The following is a 16,056-nucleotide window of genomic DNA, read 5'->3' as shown; positions in this document are numbered from 1 at the left end:
TGATCGACACCCTGACGAGCTGATACCCGCACCCTGGCAAACCCCGAAGATCACGTACCGGGGGTCATCCTTCAGGGATAGTTCCTGGTCAGAGTGCGGGTGAGGAAGCCTGCGCCCAGAACCGTTTCGGGATCCGGCCCGCCTGCCTGGCCAGGTACCCGGCCCGCACCGCCGCCGCCATCGCCTCGGCCATCAACTCCGGTTGACGCGCCCTGGTCACCGCGGTGGCCAGCAGCACCGCCGAGCAGCCCAGTTCCATGGCGAGCGCGGCATCGCTCGCGGTGCCGATGCCCGCGTCCAGGATGACCGGGACCTTCGCCTCGGCGACGATCATCTCGATGTTGTGCGGGTTGCCGATGCCCAGGCCGGTGCCGATCGGCGCGCCGAGCGGCATCACCGCGACGCAGCCCGCCTCCTCCAGCCGGCGCGCCAGGATCGGGTCGTCGCTGGTGTAGGGCAGCACGGTGAAGCCGTCGTCGACCAATTGTTCGGCGGCGGTGAGCAATTCGACCGGATCGGGCAGCAGCGTGCGCTCGTCGGCGACCACCTCGAGCTTCACCCAGTCGGTGCCGAGCGCCTCCCGGGCCAGTTGCGCGGTGAGCACCGCCTCGGCCGCGGTGCGGCAGCCCGCCGTATTGGGCAGCGGCTGAATGTCCAAGCGCTTCAACAGATCCAGCACGCCGGTGCCGCCCGCGGCGTCCACCCGGCGCATGGCGACCGTGGTCAGCTCGGTGCCCGAGGCGACCAGCGCCTCCTCCAGCACCGCGAGGTTGTCCGCCCCGCCCGTGCCCATGATGAGCCGGGAACCGAACTCGCGGTCCGCGATGCGCAGCGGGGCGTATGCCTCAGCCACCCTGGACCGCCGTGAGCACCTCGATCTGCCAGCCCCGCCCGACCGGTTCGTCCCAGCGGGACTTGGGGAACACCGCGCCGTCCACCGCGAGCGCGATGCCCTGACAGGGCAGCTCGAGGCGGCTCAGCAACTCACGCACGGTGAGGGTGTCGGCGAACTCGTGATCGGTACCGTTCACGGTGACGCCGATGGGGACGGATGTCGAAGTCATCGAACTCCTCCTGCGGATGACAAGGACGGCTGGTGAGCCGTCGAAAAGCGTTGCGGGTCGGCGTGTTCCGCCTCGGGCAACGGGGTTCCGGCGAGCTGGGCGAGCACCGCGTCCACGGTCAGCGGCATGGTCAGCATGCCGTTGCGACCGTGGCCGGTGGCCGCGATGATCCGGTCGGTCAGCCTGCCGAGCAGCGGCAGGTTGTCCGGGGTGCCGGGGCGCGCGCCGGCGCTCGCCTCGGCCAGCTCGTATTCGCCGATGCTCGGGAATATCGCCTCGGCGTCGGCGATCAGGTCGCGGACCCCGGCGACGGTCACCGTCGTGTCGAAACCCGCCTCGTATTGGGTTGCGCCGACCACGATGCCGTCGGCGCGCGGAACCAGGTACACCGCACGGCCGTGCACCCTGGCCCGGATCACCCGCTGCGGCGCGGGCGCCACGCCGGGCCGCTGCCGCAGCCGCAGGATCTCGCCCTTGACCGGGCGGACCGGCAGCCCGGGCCACAGCCGGGCCGAGGCGGCGCCGGCGGCGAGCACGATCTGATCGTGGTCGAGGACGTCGAGCGAGTCGACCGATTCGGCGCGGATCCGCACCCCGGCCGCCTCGGCCGCCTGGCGCAATCCGGCCACGAGCCGTCGATTGTCGATCGCGGGCTCGGCGGGCGCGTGCAGTCCGGCGCGCACCGTGCGTGCCAGGGACGGCTCCAGCGCGCGGACGCCCGCGCGATCCAGCAGCCGCAGGTCGTGCCCGCGGCCACCGACCCAGTCGGCCACAGTGCGCAGGTCCGCGACGTCGGCGGCATCGAGCGCGACGGTCAGGGTCGCATCGGCCACCAGGACCGCCACCCCGCCGGCTGCCTCGATCCGAGCGGCGAACTCGGGCCAGCGGGCCAGTGCGGCGGCGCCGAAATCGAGCACCCGATCCTCGCCCGGCCAGCCTTCCGACAACGGAGCGAGCATCCCGCCCGCCACCCAGGAGGCCCCCGATCCGACGGCGGGATCGAACAGGGTGACCGACCAGCCCGCCTCGGCGGCCCGCCAGGCCACACCGAGTCCGATGACGCCGCCACCGACGACGGCCAGCGTCCGCATCCGTTCCACCTGCCTTTGTATCTGGTCGGCGACGTTCCGGGCGCCTTCCTGGTCACCCGCGCCCGAACTCCGGCGGGCCGCCGTGCGCGGCCATCGCGCGAGCGGCCGGCGGGCCCGGCGCTCGTGCCGCCGTTCGCTTCCCCACGGTAGCGCGGCTACGGTCGAAGGCGTGCAACCGTCCCACCCCAATCGACCCGCATCGCCCAGGGAGCGCTTGGCCACCGCTCGGCTCTATCTCTGTACCGACGCCCGGCGGGAAAAGGGCGACCTCGCCAAGTTCGCCGAAGCCGCGCTCGCGGGTGGGGTCGACATCATCCAGCTCCGCGACAAGGGTTCGCCCGGCGAGGCGAAGTTCGGTCCGCTGGAGGCGCGGGCCGAGCTCGGCGCGCTGGCCGAGCTGAAGGCCGCGGCCCGCAGGCACGGCGCGCTGGTCGCGGTGAACGACCGCGCCGATATCGCGCTGGCCGCCGGCGCCGACATCCTGCACCTCGGGCAGGGCGATCTGCCGCCCTGGTACGCCCGCCGCATCCTGGGCCAGGACGTGGTGATCGGCCGCTCCACGCACAACCGCGCGCAGGCCGGTCTCGCCGCGATCGACGAGCACATCGACTACTTCTGCACCGGTCCGGTGTACGCGACACCGACCAAGCCGGGCCGCCAGGCCGCGGGCATCGACCTGGTCCGGTCCACCTCCGACGCCCACCCGACCCGGCCCTGGTTCGCGATCGGCGGCATCGACGCGCACAACCTGCCGGAGGTGCTCGACGCGGGCGCGACGCGCATCGTGGTGGTCCGCGCGATCACCGCGGCCGACGACCCGCAATCGGCGGCCCGAGCTCTGAAGACCGCACTCCTCGCGAACGCCTGACCGCTCGAACAGCGTGCGGCGGTGGCAGTTCCGATGCTCGGCACCCTCAGGAGAGCACTTGGCCCCTGCTGAGCGACAGCACGGTGCCCGCCGGCGCGTCGTCGGACGGGGTGTCGGTGATGCGTGCGCAGTCACCGGGGCCGTCGGGATCGGTGTGCAGCCAGAAGAAGCCGCGGGCCGCGAGGTCGACGGTGCGCGGCAGCGCCGCGGCGACGGCCCGGTCCTCGTCGAGTTCGTCGAGACAGACCCGGGCCGGCGCGGCGCGCAGGCCGGGCCAGGCCGCCGCGAAGCCCGGATGCAGCAGCCGCGCCGCGACCTCGGCCTCCGGAATCCAGGCGAGTTCGGAACTCTCACGGTTGCGGCTGGTCGGCAGCGTGCGGTCGGCGTCGGCGATCACCGTCGTGTAGGTCCAGCCGCTCTGCGCGGCGGCGGTCACCCGCTCGCTGCGCACCCGGACATCGGCGGGATCGATGCCCGCTTCCTCCCAGGCCTCGCGCACCGCGGCGTGCACCGGGGTCTCGTGACTGTCCCGGGCGCCGCCGGGCAGGGCCCAGGTGCCGCCCTGATGACTCCACGCCGCCCGATGCTGCATCAGCACCGCCGAGCCGCCGTCGGTGAGCGGCGCGCGCAGCAGCAGCCCCGCGGCGCCGAAGCGGCCCCAATGTTTCAATCCGTCGGCCCCCCGCGACCACCCGTCACCGTCACCACGCATCTCGTACCCATCTTCATCCTGCCGTCCCCGGACCTACCGCTGACTGCCAACCAGGGGTATTTCACACGCCACGGCGCCACTACGACCACAATAAACTCCGCACCAGCACACGCGGAGCGATCGACCGGCCGGTGCGACCGTCGAGAAATCCGCGAATACGGCCCAGACTGAGGAGGTGGACATGGCTCGAACCGGGCAGACAACGACAGCACTACGACCGTCGTCGATCGCCGAGCCGGCCGCTGCGGACAGTCCGGCGGCACTGCGGGTCGCGTTCGTGCGCGAACAGTTCGACCCTGCCCGGCTGCGACTGTTCGCTCGCTCCTCGCCCGGCCGGTTGATCGCGATCGGGCTGCTGCTCATCGGATTGTGCGTGGCCGCAGGCTGGGTGACCGGCGCGACCGTGGGCGACCGGCAGCAGGCACTCAATGTCCTGCTCGACGACACCGAACCGGATTCCTACTCCGCGCACCGCCTCTACACCTCGCTGTCGATCGCCGACGCGGCGGCGAGCACCGCGTTCATCGCGGGCGGGCTGGAGCCGCAGACCGTGCGCGATCGCTATACCCAGGCCATCGGTGAGGCGGCCGCGGAACTGGTCGCGCAGACCGGCCACAGCCGGGGCGCCGGGGCGGGCGTGGCCGACACGACCGACACGAACCTCCGGATCGGAATTGCCACCCGGTTGCCGGTGTACACGGGCGTCATCGAGACCGCGCGGACCAACAACCGCAGCGGTTATCCGGTCGGCGGCGCGTATCTGAGCGAAGCGTCCAACCAGATGCAGACCGATGTGCTGCCGATGGCCGAGGAACTACAGAACCGGCGTTCGGCGGCGGTGACCGAGGCCCAGCGCAATCATGTCCGCCCGCCGTGGACCGCGATCGTGCTGCTGATCCTCGCGCTGGCGGCGTTGGTGTGGGCGCAGTTCGATCTCGCGAAGCGCTGGCGCCGGGTGCTCAACCCCGGGCTGCTGCTGGCCTCGGCGGCGGTGGTCGTGCTGCTGGTGTGGACCGTGGTCGCGGGCGCGATCTCGGCCACCTCGATGATTCGCGCCCGCGACGACGGCGCGGTGCCCGCCTCCCGGCTGACCGAGAGCCGGATCCTGGCCCAGCAGGCCCGCTCCGCGGAAACGCTGAAACTGGCCCGCCGCGATGCCACCGGCGACTACGACCGCACCTTCGACGCGAACATCGCCCGCCTCGCCGATCTGCTCGGCGGGTATCCGAGTTCCGCGCCCGCCGCCGAGGACGTGCGCAATGCCGTTCCGGCGCTGTCCCGTTGGCGGGTGGCGCACCAGCGGATGAACGACACCCTGGCCCGCGGCGACTTCAACGGTGCGGCGACGGTGGCGACCGGTCCAGGCGCGGCCGACGCCGCGGCGCAGGTCGAGGCGCTGGACAGCGCACTGGAAAAGGGCATCGACAAGACGCGTAATACGTTACGGGACAAGATATTCCGCGCCGCCTGGGTGCTCGACTTCATGGGCCCCGGGGCGTTGCTGCTCGGCATCGTGGCCGCGGGCTGTGTCGGAATCGGCCTCTGGCCTCGATTACGGGAGTACCGATGAGACCCGGCCGCGGCCTGCTCGCCGCCACACTCGCCGCGGTCGCGCTGCTCGGCGGTTGTACGAGCCAACCCGCCGCACCGCTGCCGACCAACACGACCAAGTACACCGAACCGCCCTATCCGGCCAAAGCCATTCCGGTGCTGACGGATTCGCCGTTCTCCTCGGACAAGGCGCCGCAATGCGGCGACCCGACATTGAGCCTGCGCCCCACCGGCGCCGCGGCCGGGGCGCGCGGTCCCAGCATCGACGCGATCCGGGCCCGCGGTCGCCTGCTCGTCGGATTGGACGCGGGCAGTAACCTTTTCAGCTTCCGCGACCCGATCACCGGGTCCATCGTCGGCTTCGACTCCGATATCGCCCGCGAGGTCGCGCGCGATCTGCTCGGCAGCCCGGACCTGGTCGAGTACCGGATGCTCGGCTCCGCCGACCGGGAGATCGCCTTGCAGAGCCACGATGTGGACATCGTGGCCAAGACCATGACGATCACCTGCGAGCGGCGGCAGCGGGTCACCTTCTCCACCGTCTATCTGCACTCCTATCAGCGGGTGCTCGCGTTCAAGAACTCCGGGATCAACGGCGTCGGCGATCTGGCGGGCAAGCGGGTGTGCGTGGTGCGCGGCACCACGTCGCTGGATCGCATCCGCGTGCAGCAGCCCGCCGCCACCATTCTCACCGTGCCCAATTGGGCCGACTGCCTGGTCGTGCTGCAGCAGGGCCAGGTCGACGCGGTGACCACCGATGACTCCATCCTCGCCGGCTTGGCCGCGCAGGACCCCTACACCCAGGTGGTCGGCGACAAGATCAGCGTGGAGCCGTACGGCATCGGCATCCCCAAGGGCGACGACGACCTGGTGCGGTTCGTGAACGGCACCCTGGAGCGCATTCGCAACGACGGGACCTGGGATCGCTTCTACCGCCAGTGGTTGTCCGTCCTCGGCCCGTCGCCCGGTCCGCCCGCACCGAACTACCTGGACTGACCGCCGATGAACGACTCCGACGATCCTTCCCTCGACGCGGACGAAAGCGCCGCCGCCCCGGGCGGTTCGACCGCTTCGTCCGATGTGACGGTGTACTCGAACCGCACGCCGAAACCCGCGGCGACCTCGGCCGCCGAGCCGCCGCACACCGAGTTGGCCAGGGCCGAGAACCGTCCGGCGGCCAAGTCCGCCGCGGCGGCGGAAACCGTGGTCGGCGTGGAACGGCCCAATTCGGAGCCGGGTTCGGCGGCGACCATGCGCACCTCCGGCCGCAGCTTCCGGACCGCGCGGTCGCGGCCGACGGTGCGCAGGCTCGGCGGTGGGCTGGTGCCCATCCAATCGGTCGCCCCCGCCGACCCGCGGGCCGCGGTGCTCACCGACCCGGTGGTGTCGGAGGGCAGGCGGTTCTGCTGGCGCTGCGGCAGCCCCGTCGGCCGGGCCAGCGCGACGCGCCCCGCGGTGACCGCCGGTACCTGCGAAACCTGTTCCGCTCCTTATGATTTCCGGCCGTCGCTGCACGAGGGCGATATGGTGTCCGGCCAGTACGAGGTGCAGGGGTGCATCGCGCACGGCGGGCTCGGCTGGATCTACCTGGCGATCGACCGCAACGTCAGCGATCGCTGGGTGGTGCTCAAGGGCCTGCTGCACGCCGGTGACGCGGAAGCACAGGCCGTGGCCGTCGCCGAACGCCAATTCCTCGCCGAGGTGGCCCATCCCAGCATCGTGAAGATCCACAACTTCGTCGAGCACACCGACGACGACGGCGCGCCGATCGGCTACATCGTGATGGAGTACGTCGGCGGGCGCTCGCTGCGCGACATTCTCAACTCCTATGCGCGACCGCATCGGATGCCGGTCGCCGAGGCGATCGCGTACCTGCTCGAAATCCTGCCCGCGCTGGACTATCTGCACAACATCGGGCTGACCTACAACGACCTCAAACCGGACAACATCATGGTCACCGAGGACCAGGTCAAGCTGATCGACCTCGGTGCCGTGGCCACCATCGAATCCTACGGAAACCTGTACGGCACCAGGGGATTCCAGGCGCCCGAGATCGCCAAGACCGGCCCCACGGTCGCCTCGGACATCTACACCGTCGGGCGCACGCTGGCCGTGCTGACCCTGGAGATGCCGATGGAGCAGGGGCGCTACCTCGACGGCATCCCCGACCCCGCCGACCATCCCCTGCTCGAGCGCTACGAGTTCTTCCACCGCTTGCTGCTCTGCGCCACCGATCCCGATCCCGAGCGCCGCTTCCCGTCCGCCCGCGCGATGTCGGCGCAGCTGTCCGGGGTGCTGCGGGAGATTCTGGCGCTGGACACCGATACCGAACACCCGCAGCTGTCGACGGTGTTCGGCCCGCAGCGCGGCAGTTTCGGCACCGAGGAAGTGATCAGCCAGACCGACGCCTACGCCGACGGCCAGGGCCGCAGCAAACAGCTCGAGGCGCGCGAAGTCGTTGCGGCGCTGCCCACTCCGCTGCTCGATTCGGCCGATCCGTCGGCGCCGCTGCTCGCCTCGACGGTGCATCCCGAGCCGGAACAGTCGCTCGAGGCGTTGCGTACCGCCCGCGAGCGCGCCGAGTCCGATCCCGGCAACGTCCCGGAGACCTTGGATCTGGAGCTGGCGCTGGCCGAGGCCCGGGTGCGGCTCGACCTCGGCGAGTCGGCGGCGGTGCTGCACCTGCTCGCCCGATTGCCCGAGAACGATTGGCGGGTCGACTGGTATCGCGGCCTGGCGCAACTGCTCGACCTGGCCTACGAGCCCGCCTTCGCCAGCTTCGACGAGGTGCTGCGGGTGCTGCCCGGCGAGATCGGGCCGAAGCTGGCCTTGGCCGCCACCGCGGAATTGATCCTGCAGCAGTGGGATGCGCCGGACCCCGAGCAATGGCGGCGCTACGCCGAGAAGTTCTACGACACCGTGTGGCGCACCGACCGCGCGGTGGTGAGCGCCGCCTTCGGCCTGGCCAGGCAGCTCGCCGCGGCCGACCGGGTGACCGACGCCGTGCACGCGCTCGACGAAGTGCCCGCCGCCTCACGGCATTTCACCACCGCGCGAATGACCGCGGTGCTCTTGCTGCTCACCGCGGCCCCGGTGGCCGAGCTGGACGAGGCCACCCTGCACATCTCGGCGGCGCGGGTGTCGAGCCTGCCCGCGGGCGAGGGGCGCGCGGTCCAGATGCGCGTCCTCGTGCTCGGCGCGGCGCTGGCCTGGCTGCAGGCGGGCAACACCCCGAAACGAGCGGACGCCACGCTTTTCGGCGCTCCGTTCACCGAACGCGACCTGCGGATGGGCACCGAGGCGGGCCTGCGCGCCCTTGCCCGCAGCGCACCGGGCCGCAACCACCGCTACGCCCTGGTCGACCTGGCGAACTCGATCCGCGCCAAAACCTGGGTGTGAGCGGCACTCTCACGAAAAACTCATACTGTGTCCGGCAGAGTCGGTCGCGGATCAGGTTCATCCGGCCTACCGGGCGCCGATCCGCCGCAACCCTCCCGGGACCCGATGCCCTCGCGGACCCGGCACACGGCACCGGACTGCCCTCCGGCCCGTGTCGCGGCGGACGACGCGTCCGGTGCGCCAGCTGCTCCGAGCGGCGGATCCGGCCCGGTCGGTCTTCCCTCCCGACCGGGCGCTCGCCGCCGCATCCCGGCTTCCGCGCGGACCGAAAATTGGTCGCCGATAAGGTAATTCGGCTAGCGAGGCGCTTCCGCCTCGGCGACATCGTGCGCCGCGCGGGCGATCGCCAACTCTTCGTTCGTCGGCACGACCAGTACCGCCACCTCCGCGTCCGGCGGTGAAATGCGCCGCGCAGTACGGTCTTTCGCGGTGTTCGCGGCCGCGTCGACCTCGATGCCGAAGCGGGACAAGCCCGCCAGCGCGTCCGCGCGCACCTGCGGGCTGTTCTCGCCGACGCCCGCGGTGAAGGTGATCGCGTCGACGCCGCCCAGGTCGACCAGATAGGCGCCGAGGTAGCGGCGCAGCCGGTGGATGTAGACGTCGTAGGCGAGGCGCGCGGCACTGTCCCCGCCATCGATGAGGCGTTGCAATTCGCGGAAGTCGTTGACCCCCGACAGACCCTTGATGCCGGAATCCCGGTTGAGCAGGGTGTCGATCTGATCGATATCCATGTCCGCGGAACGCACCAGGTGCGCGACGATGCCGGGATCGAGGTCACCGGACCTGGTCCCCATCACCAGGCCCTCCAGTGGGGTCAGCCCCATCGTGGTGTCGACCGGCCGGCCCCCGCGGATCGCCGAGGCCGACGCGCCGTTGCCCAGATGGAAGACGATCTGGTTCAGCTCCGCCGGATCGCGGCCGAGCAGCTCGGCGACCTGGCCGGAGACGTACTCGTGTGAGGTGCCGTGGAAGCCGTACTTGCGGATGCCATGCGCGGCAGCCACTTTCGCGTCGATTGCGTAGGTCTTCGCGGCGTCGGGCAGGCCGTGGAAGAACGCGGTGTCGAACACCGCGACCTGCGGCACGCCGGGCAGCAGCGTGCGCGCGCTCTCGATACCGGCCACGTTCGCCGGATTGTGCAGCGGGGCAAGCGAAGACAGCTTCGAGATCGCCGCGACCACCTTATCGTCGATCAATGTCGGCCGATAGAACACCTCGCCGCCGTGCACCACCCGGTGCCCGACCGCGCGCACACCCGCCGCGGCGAGGTCGTGTCCGGTATCGGCGAACATCTCGAAGACCAGCCGCAATCCGGCGGTGTGGTCGGCGATCGGCCCGCGGTGCTCGGTGCTCGCACCGTCGGCGTGATGCTCGATCCCGCCGTTCTCCTCGCCGATCCGCTCGACCATGCCGGACGCGGTCACCGCGCTCGACTCCGGGTCCAGGAGTTGGTATTTGATGGACGACGAGCCGGAATTGATCACCAGCACCAGGTCGTCGGCAGGTGTGCTCATCAGCCCTCCTGTGTTTCGCGGGTGCTCCGCACTCCCTCGGCAACCACCGGCGCCGGACGCCTGTTCCGTAGCGCGCTCCGGCTGTGGCCGACGAGACACCTCTCAGTCCCCCTGCGCCTGGATCGCGGTGATCGCCACCGTGTTGACGATGTCGGCGACCAGCGCGCCCCGGGACAGGTCGTTGACCGGCTTGCGCAGGCCCTGCAGCACCGGGCCGATCGCGATGGCACCCGCGCTGCGCTGCACCGCCTTATAGGTGTTGTTACCGGTATTGAGGTCGGGAAACACGAACACCGTTGCGCGCCCGGCCACCTCGGAGTCCGGCAGTTTGGTGGTGGCGACCGTCGGCTCGATCGCCGCGTCGTACTGGATCGGTCCCTCGACCGGCAGCTGCGGCGCGCGCTCCCGGACCAGCTTGGTGGCCACCCGCACCTTGTCCACGTCGGCGCCGCTGCCGGACTCACCGGTCGAGTAGGACAGCATCGCGATGCGCGGGTCGATGCCGAACCGGGCCGCCGTGCCCGCCGAGGAGATCGCGATATCGGCCAGCTGCTCCGAGGACGGGTCCGGTACCACCGCGCAGTCGCCGTAGGCGAGCACCCGGTCGGCCAGGCACATCAGGAACACGCTCGACACCGTGGACACCCCGGGCACGGTCTTGATGATCTCGAACGAGGGCCGGATGGTGTGCGCCGTGGTGTGCGCGGCGCCGGAGACCATGCCGTCGGCGATCCCCTTGTAGACCATCATGGTGCCGAAATACGAGATATCGGACATGGTTTCGCGCGCCCGCTCGACCGTCATGCCCTTGTGCTTGCGCAGTTCGGTGTATTCCTTGGCGAACTCGTCCAGGTGCCCGGAGGCGCGCGGATCGAGCACCTGCGCGGCCGAGATGTCCACGCCCAGCTCCGCGGCGCGCGCCCGGACCGACTGCTCGTCACCGAGAATGACCAGATCGGCGATCTTGCGCTGCAGCACCCGGCCCGCCGCGCGCAGAATGCGGTCGTCGTCGCCCTCGGGCAGCACGATTCGCTTGCGATCGCCGCGGGCCCGCTCGATGAGCTGGTATTCGAACATCTGCGGGGTCACCACGTTGGTGATCGGAACCTCGATGCGCCGCAACAACTCCGCGGCGTCGACATGCTCCTCCATCAGCGCGAGCGCGGTGTCCACCTTGCGCGGGCTGCCCGCCGACATCCGGCCGCGGGTGCGGTAGGCGGCGCTGGCGGTGTCGTAGGTGCCGAGTTCGGTGGTGAGGATCGGCAGCTTCGGTTTCAGGCCGGTCATCAGCCGGGCCACCGCGGGATGGGGCAGCATGCCGCCGTTCATGATGATGCCCGACAGCGACGGAAAGCCTTCCGCCTCATGCGCGTTCACCACGCTGAGCAGCACGTCGGAGCGATCGCCGGGCGCGATCACCACCACACCGTCGGTGAGCCGCTCCAGGATGTGTTCGGCGGTCATGCCGCCGACCATGATCTTCAACGCCTCCCGCTGCAGCAATTCCTGGTCGCCGCTGTACATTTCGCCGTCGATGGCGCTACACAGCTCGGCCATCGTCGGCGAGATCAGCAGCGGCACCTCGGGCAGCGTCCACGAGGGCACCGCGAAACCGTCCAGCGCGGAACGCACTTCGCCGAGTTGCTCCGGATCGCAGCGATTGGCCACGATCGCGACCAGCTGCGCGTGCTCCAGGGCCAGCTCGCTGGCGCACAGTTCGGCCAGGTGCTTCACCTCGGCGGGCGTGCGCCCCGAACCGCGCACCACCAGCAGCATCCCCGCGCCGAGGTTCACCGCGATCCGCGCGTTGAAGCGCAGCTCGCTCGGGCTGGCCACGTCGGTGTAGTCGCTGCCGACCACCACCACCGCGTCGCAGACCTTCGCCACCTCGTGGAAGCGCATCACGATCTCGCTGATTGCGGCGTCCGGGTCGGCGTGCACCTGCTCGTAGGTGACACCGATCGCCTGCGCGTAGTCGATATCGGCGGTGCTGTGCTCGAGCAGCAGCTCCAGGATGTAGTCCGGTTCGGTGGTCGACCGCGTGATCGGCCGGAACACCCCGACTCGCGCGGTGGTCGCGCACAGCATCTGCAACACCCCGAGGGCCACCGTCGACTTCCCGGTGTCCCCCTCCGGCGAGGCGATGTACACGGTGGATGGAGCGTGATCGGCCATGCCCAGAGCTTAGTGAACCCGCCGCTATCTCGGCTGCGCCGCGAGACCGTCATCACGAACCGGACCGAATCGGACAACCCGCAGACAGCCTCTACGCCCGGCCACCGCTCACGCATTGCACAGCGAGCGGTAGCAGCCAACGCGCACCTGGCGACGCTCACGCAGGGCGCGACGGATGGCAGGTGACCGATATAGTCCGGGCATGGTTGAGCAGTTCCCGCATCGGGAGTGGGGTTCGCGGGACAGCGGACTGTCCCGGGTAGCAAGCAAATTCGCCGCGACCAAAGCGGGTTCCTGGTGCGTCCGCAAGCTCACTCCGCTGGACCGCGCGGTGCTCGAACGCACCGACGCCAAGTACACCGTGCTCGGCCCGATCGGCGCACCGGTGATCCTGCTGACCACCATCGGCCGCAAGTCCGGCGCGCCACGCACCCAGCCGCTGCTCTACGTGCACGACGGCGACGTGCTCTATGTGATCGGCAGCAATTTCGGCCAGCAGCACCACCCCGCCTGGACCGCCAACCTGCTGGCCACCCCCACCGCGACCGTCGCCATCGCCGGCGAACGCATCCCCGTCACCGCAAGCCCCGTGGTCGACCCGGCCGAGAAGGACGCCATCTTCCGCCGCTTCGTCGACGTAGCCGCCGCCTACGCCGCCTACCGCGACCGCACCACCCGCGACCTCCGCATCTTCGCCCTCCGCCGGGCATAGACCCACAGGCCTTCCGCACGTCTCACAGGGCCTACACGCCCTGTGAACCGTATGAACCGTCTGTGGTTTCCGAGTACCAATCGCCAGTTCGGCGACCGCCGCGCGCGATTTCTGCCGCATGGGCCAGTCGGGACAGCCAGTAGCCGCGCCGAACCCGTTGCCATCGAACGGTATTCAGCTCGCGATCGGTGTAGCCCGCTCCGAGTGCGTCTTGTCGCGCGATGACGTTCATGTCATCGATCCTCGATGCGCGGCGGCGAGCCGACCATCCCCACTCGGCCCGATGGGGATAGGTCGGGGTTGGGGATAACTAGACCCACAGGCACTCCACACGCCTCACAAAGACTCGAGCCTCTGTGAGGCGTACGGTGCGTCTGTGCGAGCTAGGCGAGGGCGCGCAGGCGCGGGGCCAGGTCGCGCTGGAACAGGTCGAGGAAGCGGCGCTGGTCGTGGCCGGGGGCGTGGAAGACCAGGTGGTTGAGGCCCGCGTCGAGGTAGGGCTTGATCAGGTCGACGGCCTGGTCGGGGTCGCTGGCGACGATCCAGCGCTTGGCGATCTGCTCGATCGGGAGGGCGTCGGCGGCGGCCTCCATCTCGATCGGATCGGTGATGCTGTGCTTCTGCTCGGGGGTGAGGCTGAGCGGCGCCCAGAAGCGGGTGTTCTCCAGCGCCAGTTCGGGATCGGTGTCGTAGGAGATCTTGATCTCGATCATCCGATCGATGTCGTCGACGGTGCGGCCGGCCTTGGCGGCGCCCTCCGCGACGGCGGGCATGAGCTTGTCGGTGTAGAGGTCCATGCCCTTGCCGGAGGTACAGATGAAACCGTCCCCGGCACGCCCCGCGTACCGGGCCACCAGCGGACCACCCGCCGCGACGTAGACCGGGATGCCGCCCTTCGGCACGTCGTAGATGGACGCGCCGACGGTGTTGTAGTACTCGCCCTGGAAGTCGACGCGGTCGCCGGTCCACAGCGCGCGCATGAGTTCGACGGCTTCGCGCAGGCGCGCGAAACGTTCCTTGAAGTCCGGCCAGTCACCCTTATAGCCGGTGGCGATCTCGTTGAGCGCCTCGCCGGTGCCGACACCGAGCATGACCCGCTCGGGGTACAGGCAGCCCATGGTCGCGAAGGCCTGCGCGATCACCGCCGGGTTGTAGCGGAAGGTGGGGGTGAGCACCGAGGTGCCGAGCTGGATCCGCTTCGTGCGCTCGCCGACCGCGGCCATCCACGCCAGCGAGAACGGCGCGTGGCCGCCCTTGTGCCGCCACGGCTGGAAATGGTCGCTCACCGAGGCACTGTCGAGGCCGTGCTCCTCGGCGAGTACCGCGATCTCCACCAGTTCCCGTGGTCCGAACTGTTCTGCCGAGGCCTTGTATCCGAGCTTGAGTTCACCCATGTGCGCCACTCCTGTCGCTTCGCTGCACACCTGTGCGCGGGCATTCCCGCGCACCGTCGTCGGCCGCAGGCGCGCTGCGGTCATGTCTCGCTACAACCGCCGCCCGCCCGCGGACGTTCCCGTGCGGCGGCGATCGTTCGAGTGCGTCCGACGCGCCTCGACGGCCGACTTCGACCATAGTCAGCACGGACCCCGGTTGTGCGAAGGGTCGCATCGACCCGGACTTGCCCCCGATTACGCGTCCGTTAGCGGACAATTGTCTGGTGACTGATGAACCGATCCTGTCCTATCTCACCGACATGGACGGTGTCCTGGTGCACGAGGACCAGCTGGTGCCCGGCGCCGACGAGTTCCTCGCCGAGCTGCGCGCCAACGAGACCCCGTTCCTGGTGCTGACCAACAACTCCATTCGCACACCGCGTGACCTGCAGGCCAGGCTGCGTCAGACCGGGCTCGACATCCCGGAGGAATCGATCTGGACCTCGGCGCTGGCCACCGCGACGTTCCTGAACGAGCAGCGCCCGAACGGCACCGCGTACGTGGTCGGCGAATCCGGCCTCACCACCGCGCTGCACGAGATCGGGTATGTGCTCACCGAGATCGAGCCCGACTACGTGGTGCTCGGCGAGACCCGCAACTACTCGTTCGAGGCGATCACCACCGCCATCCGGTTGGTCGAGCGCGGCGCGAGCTTCATCGCGACCAACCCGGACCCGACCGGACCGTCGCGGGACGGTTCGCTGCCCGCGACCGGTTCGGTGGCCGCGCTGATCACCCGCGCCACCGGCCGCGACCCGTACTACATCGGCAAACCCAATCCGCTGATGATGCGCTCGGCGCTGCGCAGGCTCGGTGCGCACTCGCAGTCCACCGTGATGATCGGCGACCGGATGGACACCGACGTCATCTCCGGTCTGGAGGCGGGCATGCGCACGATCCTGGTGACCACGGGCATCTCCACCCGATCCTCGGTCGAGGCGTACCCGTACCGGCCCACGACGGTCCTCGATTCGGTGGCCGACCTCGTCGGACGGACCAAGGACCCGTTCGCCTGACCGATGCGATGACCGAGTGATCGCGGAGGCCGGCCGGCGGAGCCCCGAATCCGGCGGATCGCCGCCGCGATCAGCCGGTCTCGGTGATCGCGTCCAGTGCGGCGGAGAGCTCGGTGAGCGCGGCGACGGTCGCTGCGAGTTGCTCGTGACCGAGCTCGGCCACCAGCCGCTGCGCGACGACGGCGTGCTGCGGGTCGATGCGGCGGACCGCCGCGAGACCCGCGTCGGTGACGGCGACGAGTTTGGCCCGCCGGTGCGCGGGGTTCGGCCGGTATTCGGCAAGTCCCTTGTCCACCAGCAGATCCGCGATGCGCTGCACGCTCTGCCTGGTGATACCCATCTCCCTGGCGATGCCGGCCACCGGCAGCGGCGCCCGCAGCACCGCGCCGAGCACCTGCCACCAGGCCGCGGTGAGCCCTGCGGGGCGGGCCAGTTCCTCGGCGATGGCGAGGAACTGGCCGTTCAGCCGAAATGACGTGATCGCGGCGGTCGCGAAGAGTTCCTGTTCATCCTTGGTCACC

14 protein-coding genes are annotated in these 16,056 nt (G+C 70.1%); 6 read left to right on the top strand and 8 right to left on the bottom strand.

What is annotated here, in order from left to right:
- Nucleotides 1–88 precede the first annotated feature (88 nt).
- Genes TY25_RS25800 through thiO form a run of 3 tightly spaced genes read right to left on the bottom strand, consistent with a single transcriptional unit; the run spans nucleotide 89 to nucleotide 2,155 of the window.
- Nucleotides 89–853, bottom strand: a complete 765-nt coding sequence (locus TY25_RS25800; RefSeq protein ID WP_042260109.1) for a thiazole synthase — start codon at nucleotides 851–853, stop codon at nucleotides 89–91.
- Nucleotides 846–1,064, bottom strand: coding sequence for a sulfur carrier protein ThiS (thiS, locus tag TY25_RS25795; RefSeq protein ID WP_014988797.1), 219 nt, complete (start codon nucleotides 1,062–1,064; stop codon nucleotides 846–848). Before thiS ends, TY25_RS25800 begins: the two co-directional genes overlap by 8 nt.
- On the bottom strand, nucleotides 1,061–2,155 hold the full coding sequence (thiO, locus tag TY25_RS25790; protein ID WP_042260242.1) for a glycine oxidase ThiO: 1,095 nt from the start codon (nucleotides 2,153–2,155) through the stop codon (nucleotides 1,061–1,063). The genes thiS and thiO overlap by 4 nt, the downstream gene beginning before the upstream one ends.
- A gap of 169 nt (nucleotides 2,156–2,324) precedes the next feature.
- On the opposite strand from thiO, the gene thiE reads away from it, so the two are divergent.
- Nucleotides 2,325–3,023, top strand: a complete 699-nt coding sequence (thiE, locus tag TY25_RS25785) for a thiamine phosphate synthase (RefSeq protein ID WP_042260106.1) — start codon at nucleotides 2,325–2,327, stop codon at nucleotides 3,021–3,023.
- A gap of 46 nt (nucleotides 3,024–3,069) precedes the next feature.
- On the opposite strand, the gene TY25_RS25780 is transcribed toward thiE, so the two are convergent.
- The gene (locus tag TY25_RS25780) at nucleotides 3,070–3,735 is read right to left on the bottom strand and encodes an NUDIX hydrolase (protein WP_042260104.1); all 666 of its coding nucleotides are present in this window, start codon (nucleotides 3,733–3,735) and stop codon (nucleotides 3,070–3,072) included.
- Nucleotides 3,736–3,916: 181 nt separating this feature from the next.
- Between TY25_RS25780 and TY25_RS25775 the strand changes: the two genes are divergently transcribed.
- The 3 genes from TY25_RS25775 to TY25_RS25765 are packed head-to-tail and all read left to right on the top strand — an operon-like array spanning nucleotide 3,917 to nucleotide 8,685.
- Complete coding sequence (locus TY25_RS25775; protein WP_052383193.1) at nucleotides 3,917–5,305, top strand: GlnX family signal transduction membrane protein; 1,389 nt, start codon at nucleotides 3,917–3,919, stop codon at nucleotides 5,303–5,305.
- Nucleotides 5,302–6,282 (top strand): glutamate ABC transporter substrate-binding protein, encoded by a 981-nt coding sequence (locus TY25_RS25770; protein ID WP_042260103.1) that lies wholly within the window; start codon nucleotides 5,302–5,304, stop codon nucleotides 6,280–6,282. The genes TY25_RS25775 and TY25_RS25770 overlap by 4 nt, the downstream gene beginning before the upstream one ends.
- A 6-nt stretch (nucleotides 6,283–6,288) precedes the next feature.
- A complete protein-coding gene (locus TY25_RS25765; protein WP_042260101.1) occupies nucleotides 6,289–8,685 on the top strand; it encodes a serine/threonine-protein kinase PknG in 2,397 nt (798 codons plus the stop codon).
- Nucleotides 8,686–8,981: 296 nt separating this feature from the next.
- On the opposite strand, the gene TY25_RS25760 is transcribed toward TY25_RS25765, so the two are convergent.
- Together TY25_RS25760 and pta are read right to left on the bottom strand one after the other, a co-directional pair.
- Nucleotides 8,982–10,199: an acetate kinase gene (locus TY25_RS25760; RefSeq protein ID WP_042260100.1), complete on the bottom strand. Its 1,218-nt coding sequence runs from the start codon at nucleotides 10,197–10,199 to the stop codon at nucleotides 8,982–8,984.
- 102 nt (nucleotides 10,200–10,301) lie between these two features.
- The gene (pta, locus tag TY25_RS25755) at nucleotides 10,302–12,374 is read right to left on the bottom strand and encodes a phosphate acetyltransferase (RefSeq protein WP_042260099.1); all 2,073 of its coding nucleotides are present in this window, start codon (nucleotides 12,372–12,374) and stop codon (nucleotides 10,302–10,304) included.
- 202 nt (nucleotides 12,375–12,576) lie between these two features.
- Here pta and TY25_RS25750 point away from each other — a divergent pair, with 202 nt between their 5' ends.
- Nucleotides 12,577–13,086, top strand: coding sequence for a nitroreductase/quinone reductase family protein (locus TY25_RS25750; protein WP_042260097.1), 510 nt, complete (start codon nucleotides 12,577–12,579; stop codon nucleotides 13,084–13,086).
- 383 nt (nucleotides 13,087–13,469) lie between these two features.
- Here TY25_RS25750 and fgd read toward each other — a convergent pair whose 3' ends face one another.
- Nucleotides 13,470–14,480, bottom strand: coding sequence for a glucose-6-phosphate dehydrogenase (coenzyme-F420) (fgd, locus tag TY25_RS25740; protein ID WP_014988808.1), 1,011 nt, complete (start codon nucleotides 14,478–14,480; stop codon nucleotides 13,470–13,472).
- Between the two features lie 299 nt (nucleotides 14,481–14,779).
- On the opposite strand from fgd, the gene TY25_RS25735 reads away from it, so the two are divergent.
- On the top strand, nucleotides 14,780–15,535 hold the full coding sequence (locus tag TY25_RS25735; protein WP_042260239.1) for an HAD-IIA family hydrolase: 756 nt from the start codon (nucleotides 14,780–14,782) through the stop codon (nucleotides 15,533–15,535).
- Between the two features lie 70 nt (nucleotides 15,536–15,605).
- Here TY25_RS25735 and TY25_RS25730 read toward each other — a convergent pair whose 3' ends face one another.
- Nucleotides 15,606–16,055 (bottom strand): MarR family winged helix-turn-helix transcriptional regulator, encoded by a 450-nt coding sequence (locus tag TY25_RS25730; RefSeq protein ID WP_042260092.1) that lies wholly within the window; start codon nucleotides 16,053–16,055, stop codon nucleotides 15,606–15,608.
- Nucleotide 16,056: the final 1 nt, after the last annotated feature.

The sequence above is a fragment of the Nocardia brasiliensis NBRC 14402 genome (assembly GCF_000308475.2).
Classification (GTDB): Bacteria; Actinomycetota; Actinomycetes; order Mycobacteriales; family Mycobacteriaceae; genus Nocardia; species Nocardia brasiliensis.
This window is presented reverse-complemented; position numbering and strand designations above follow the sequence as displayed.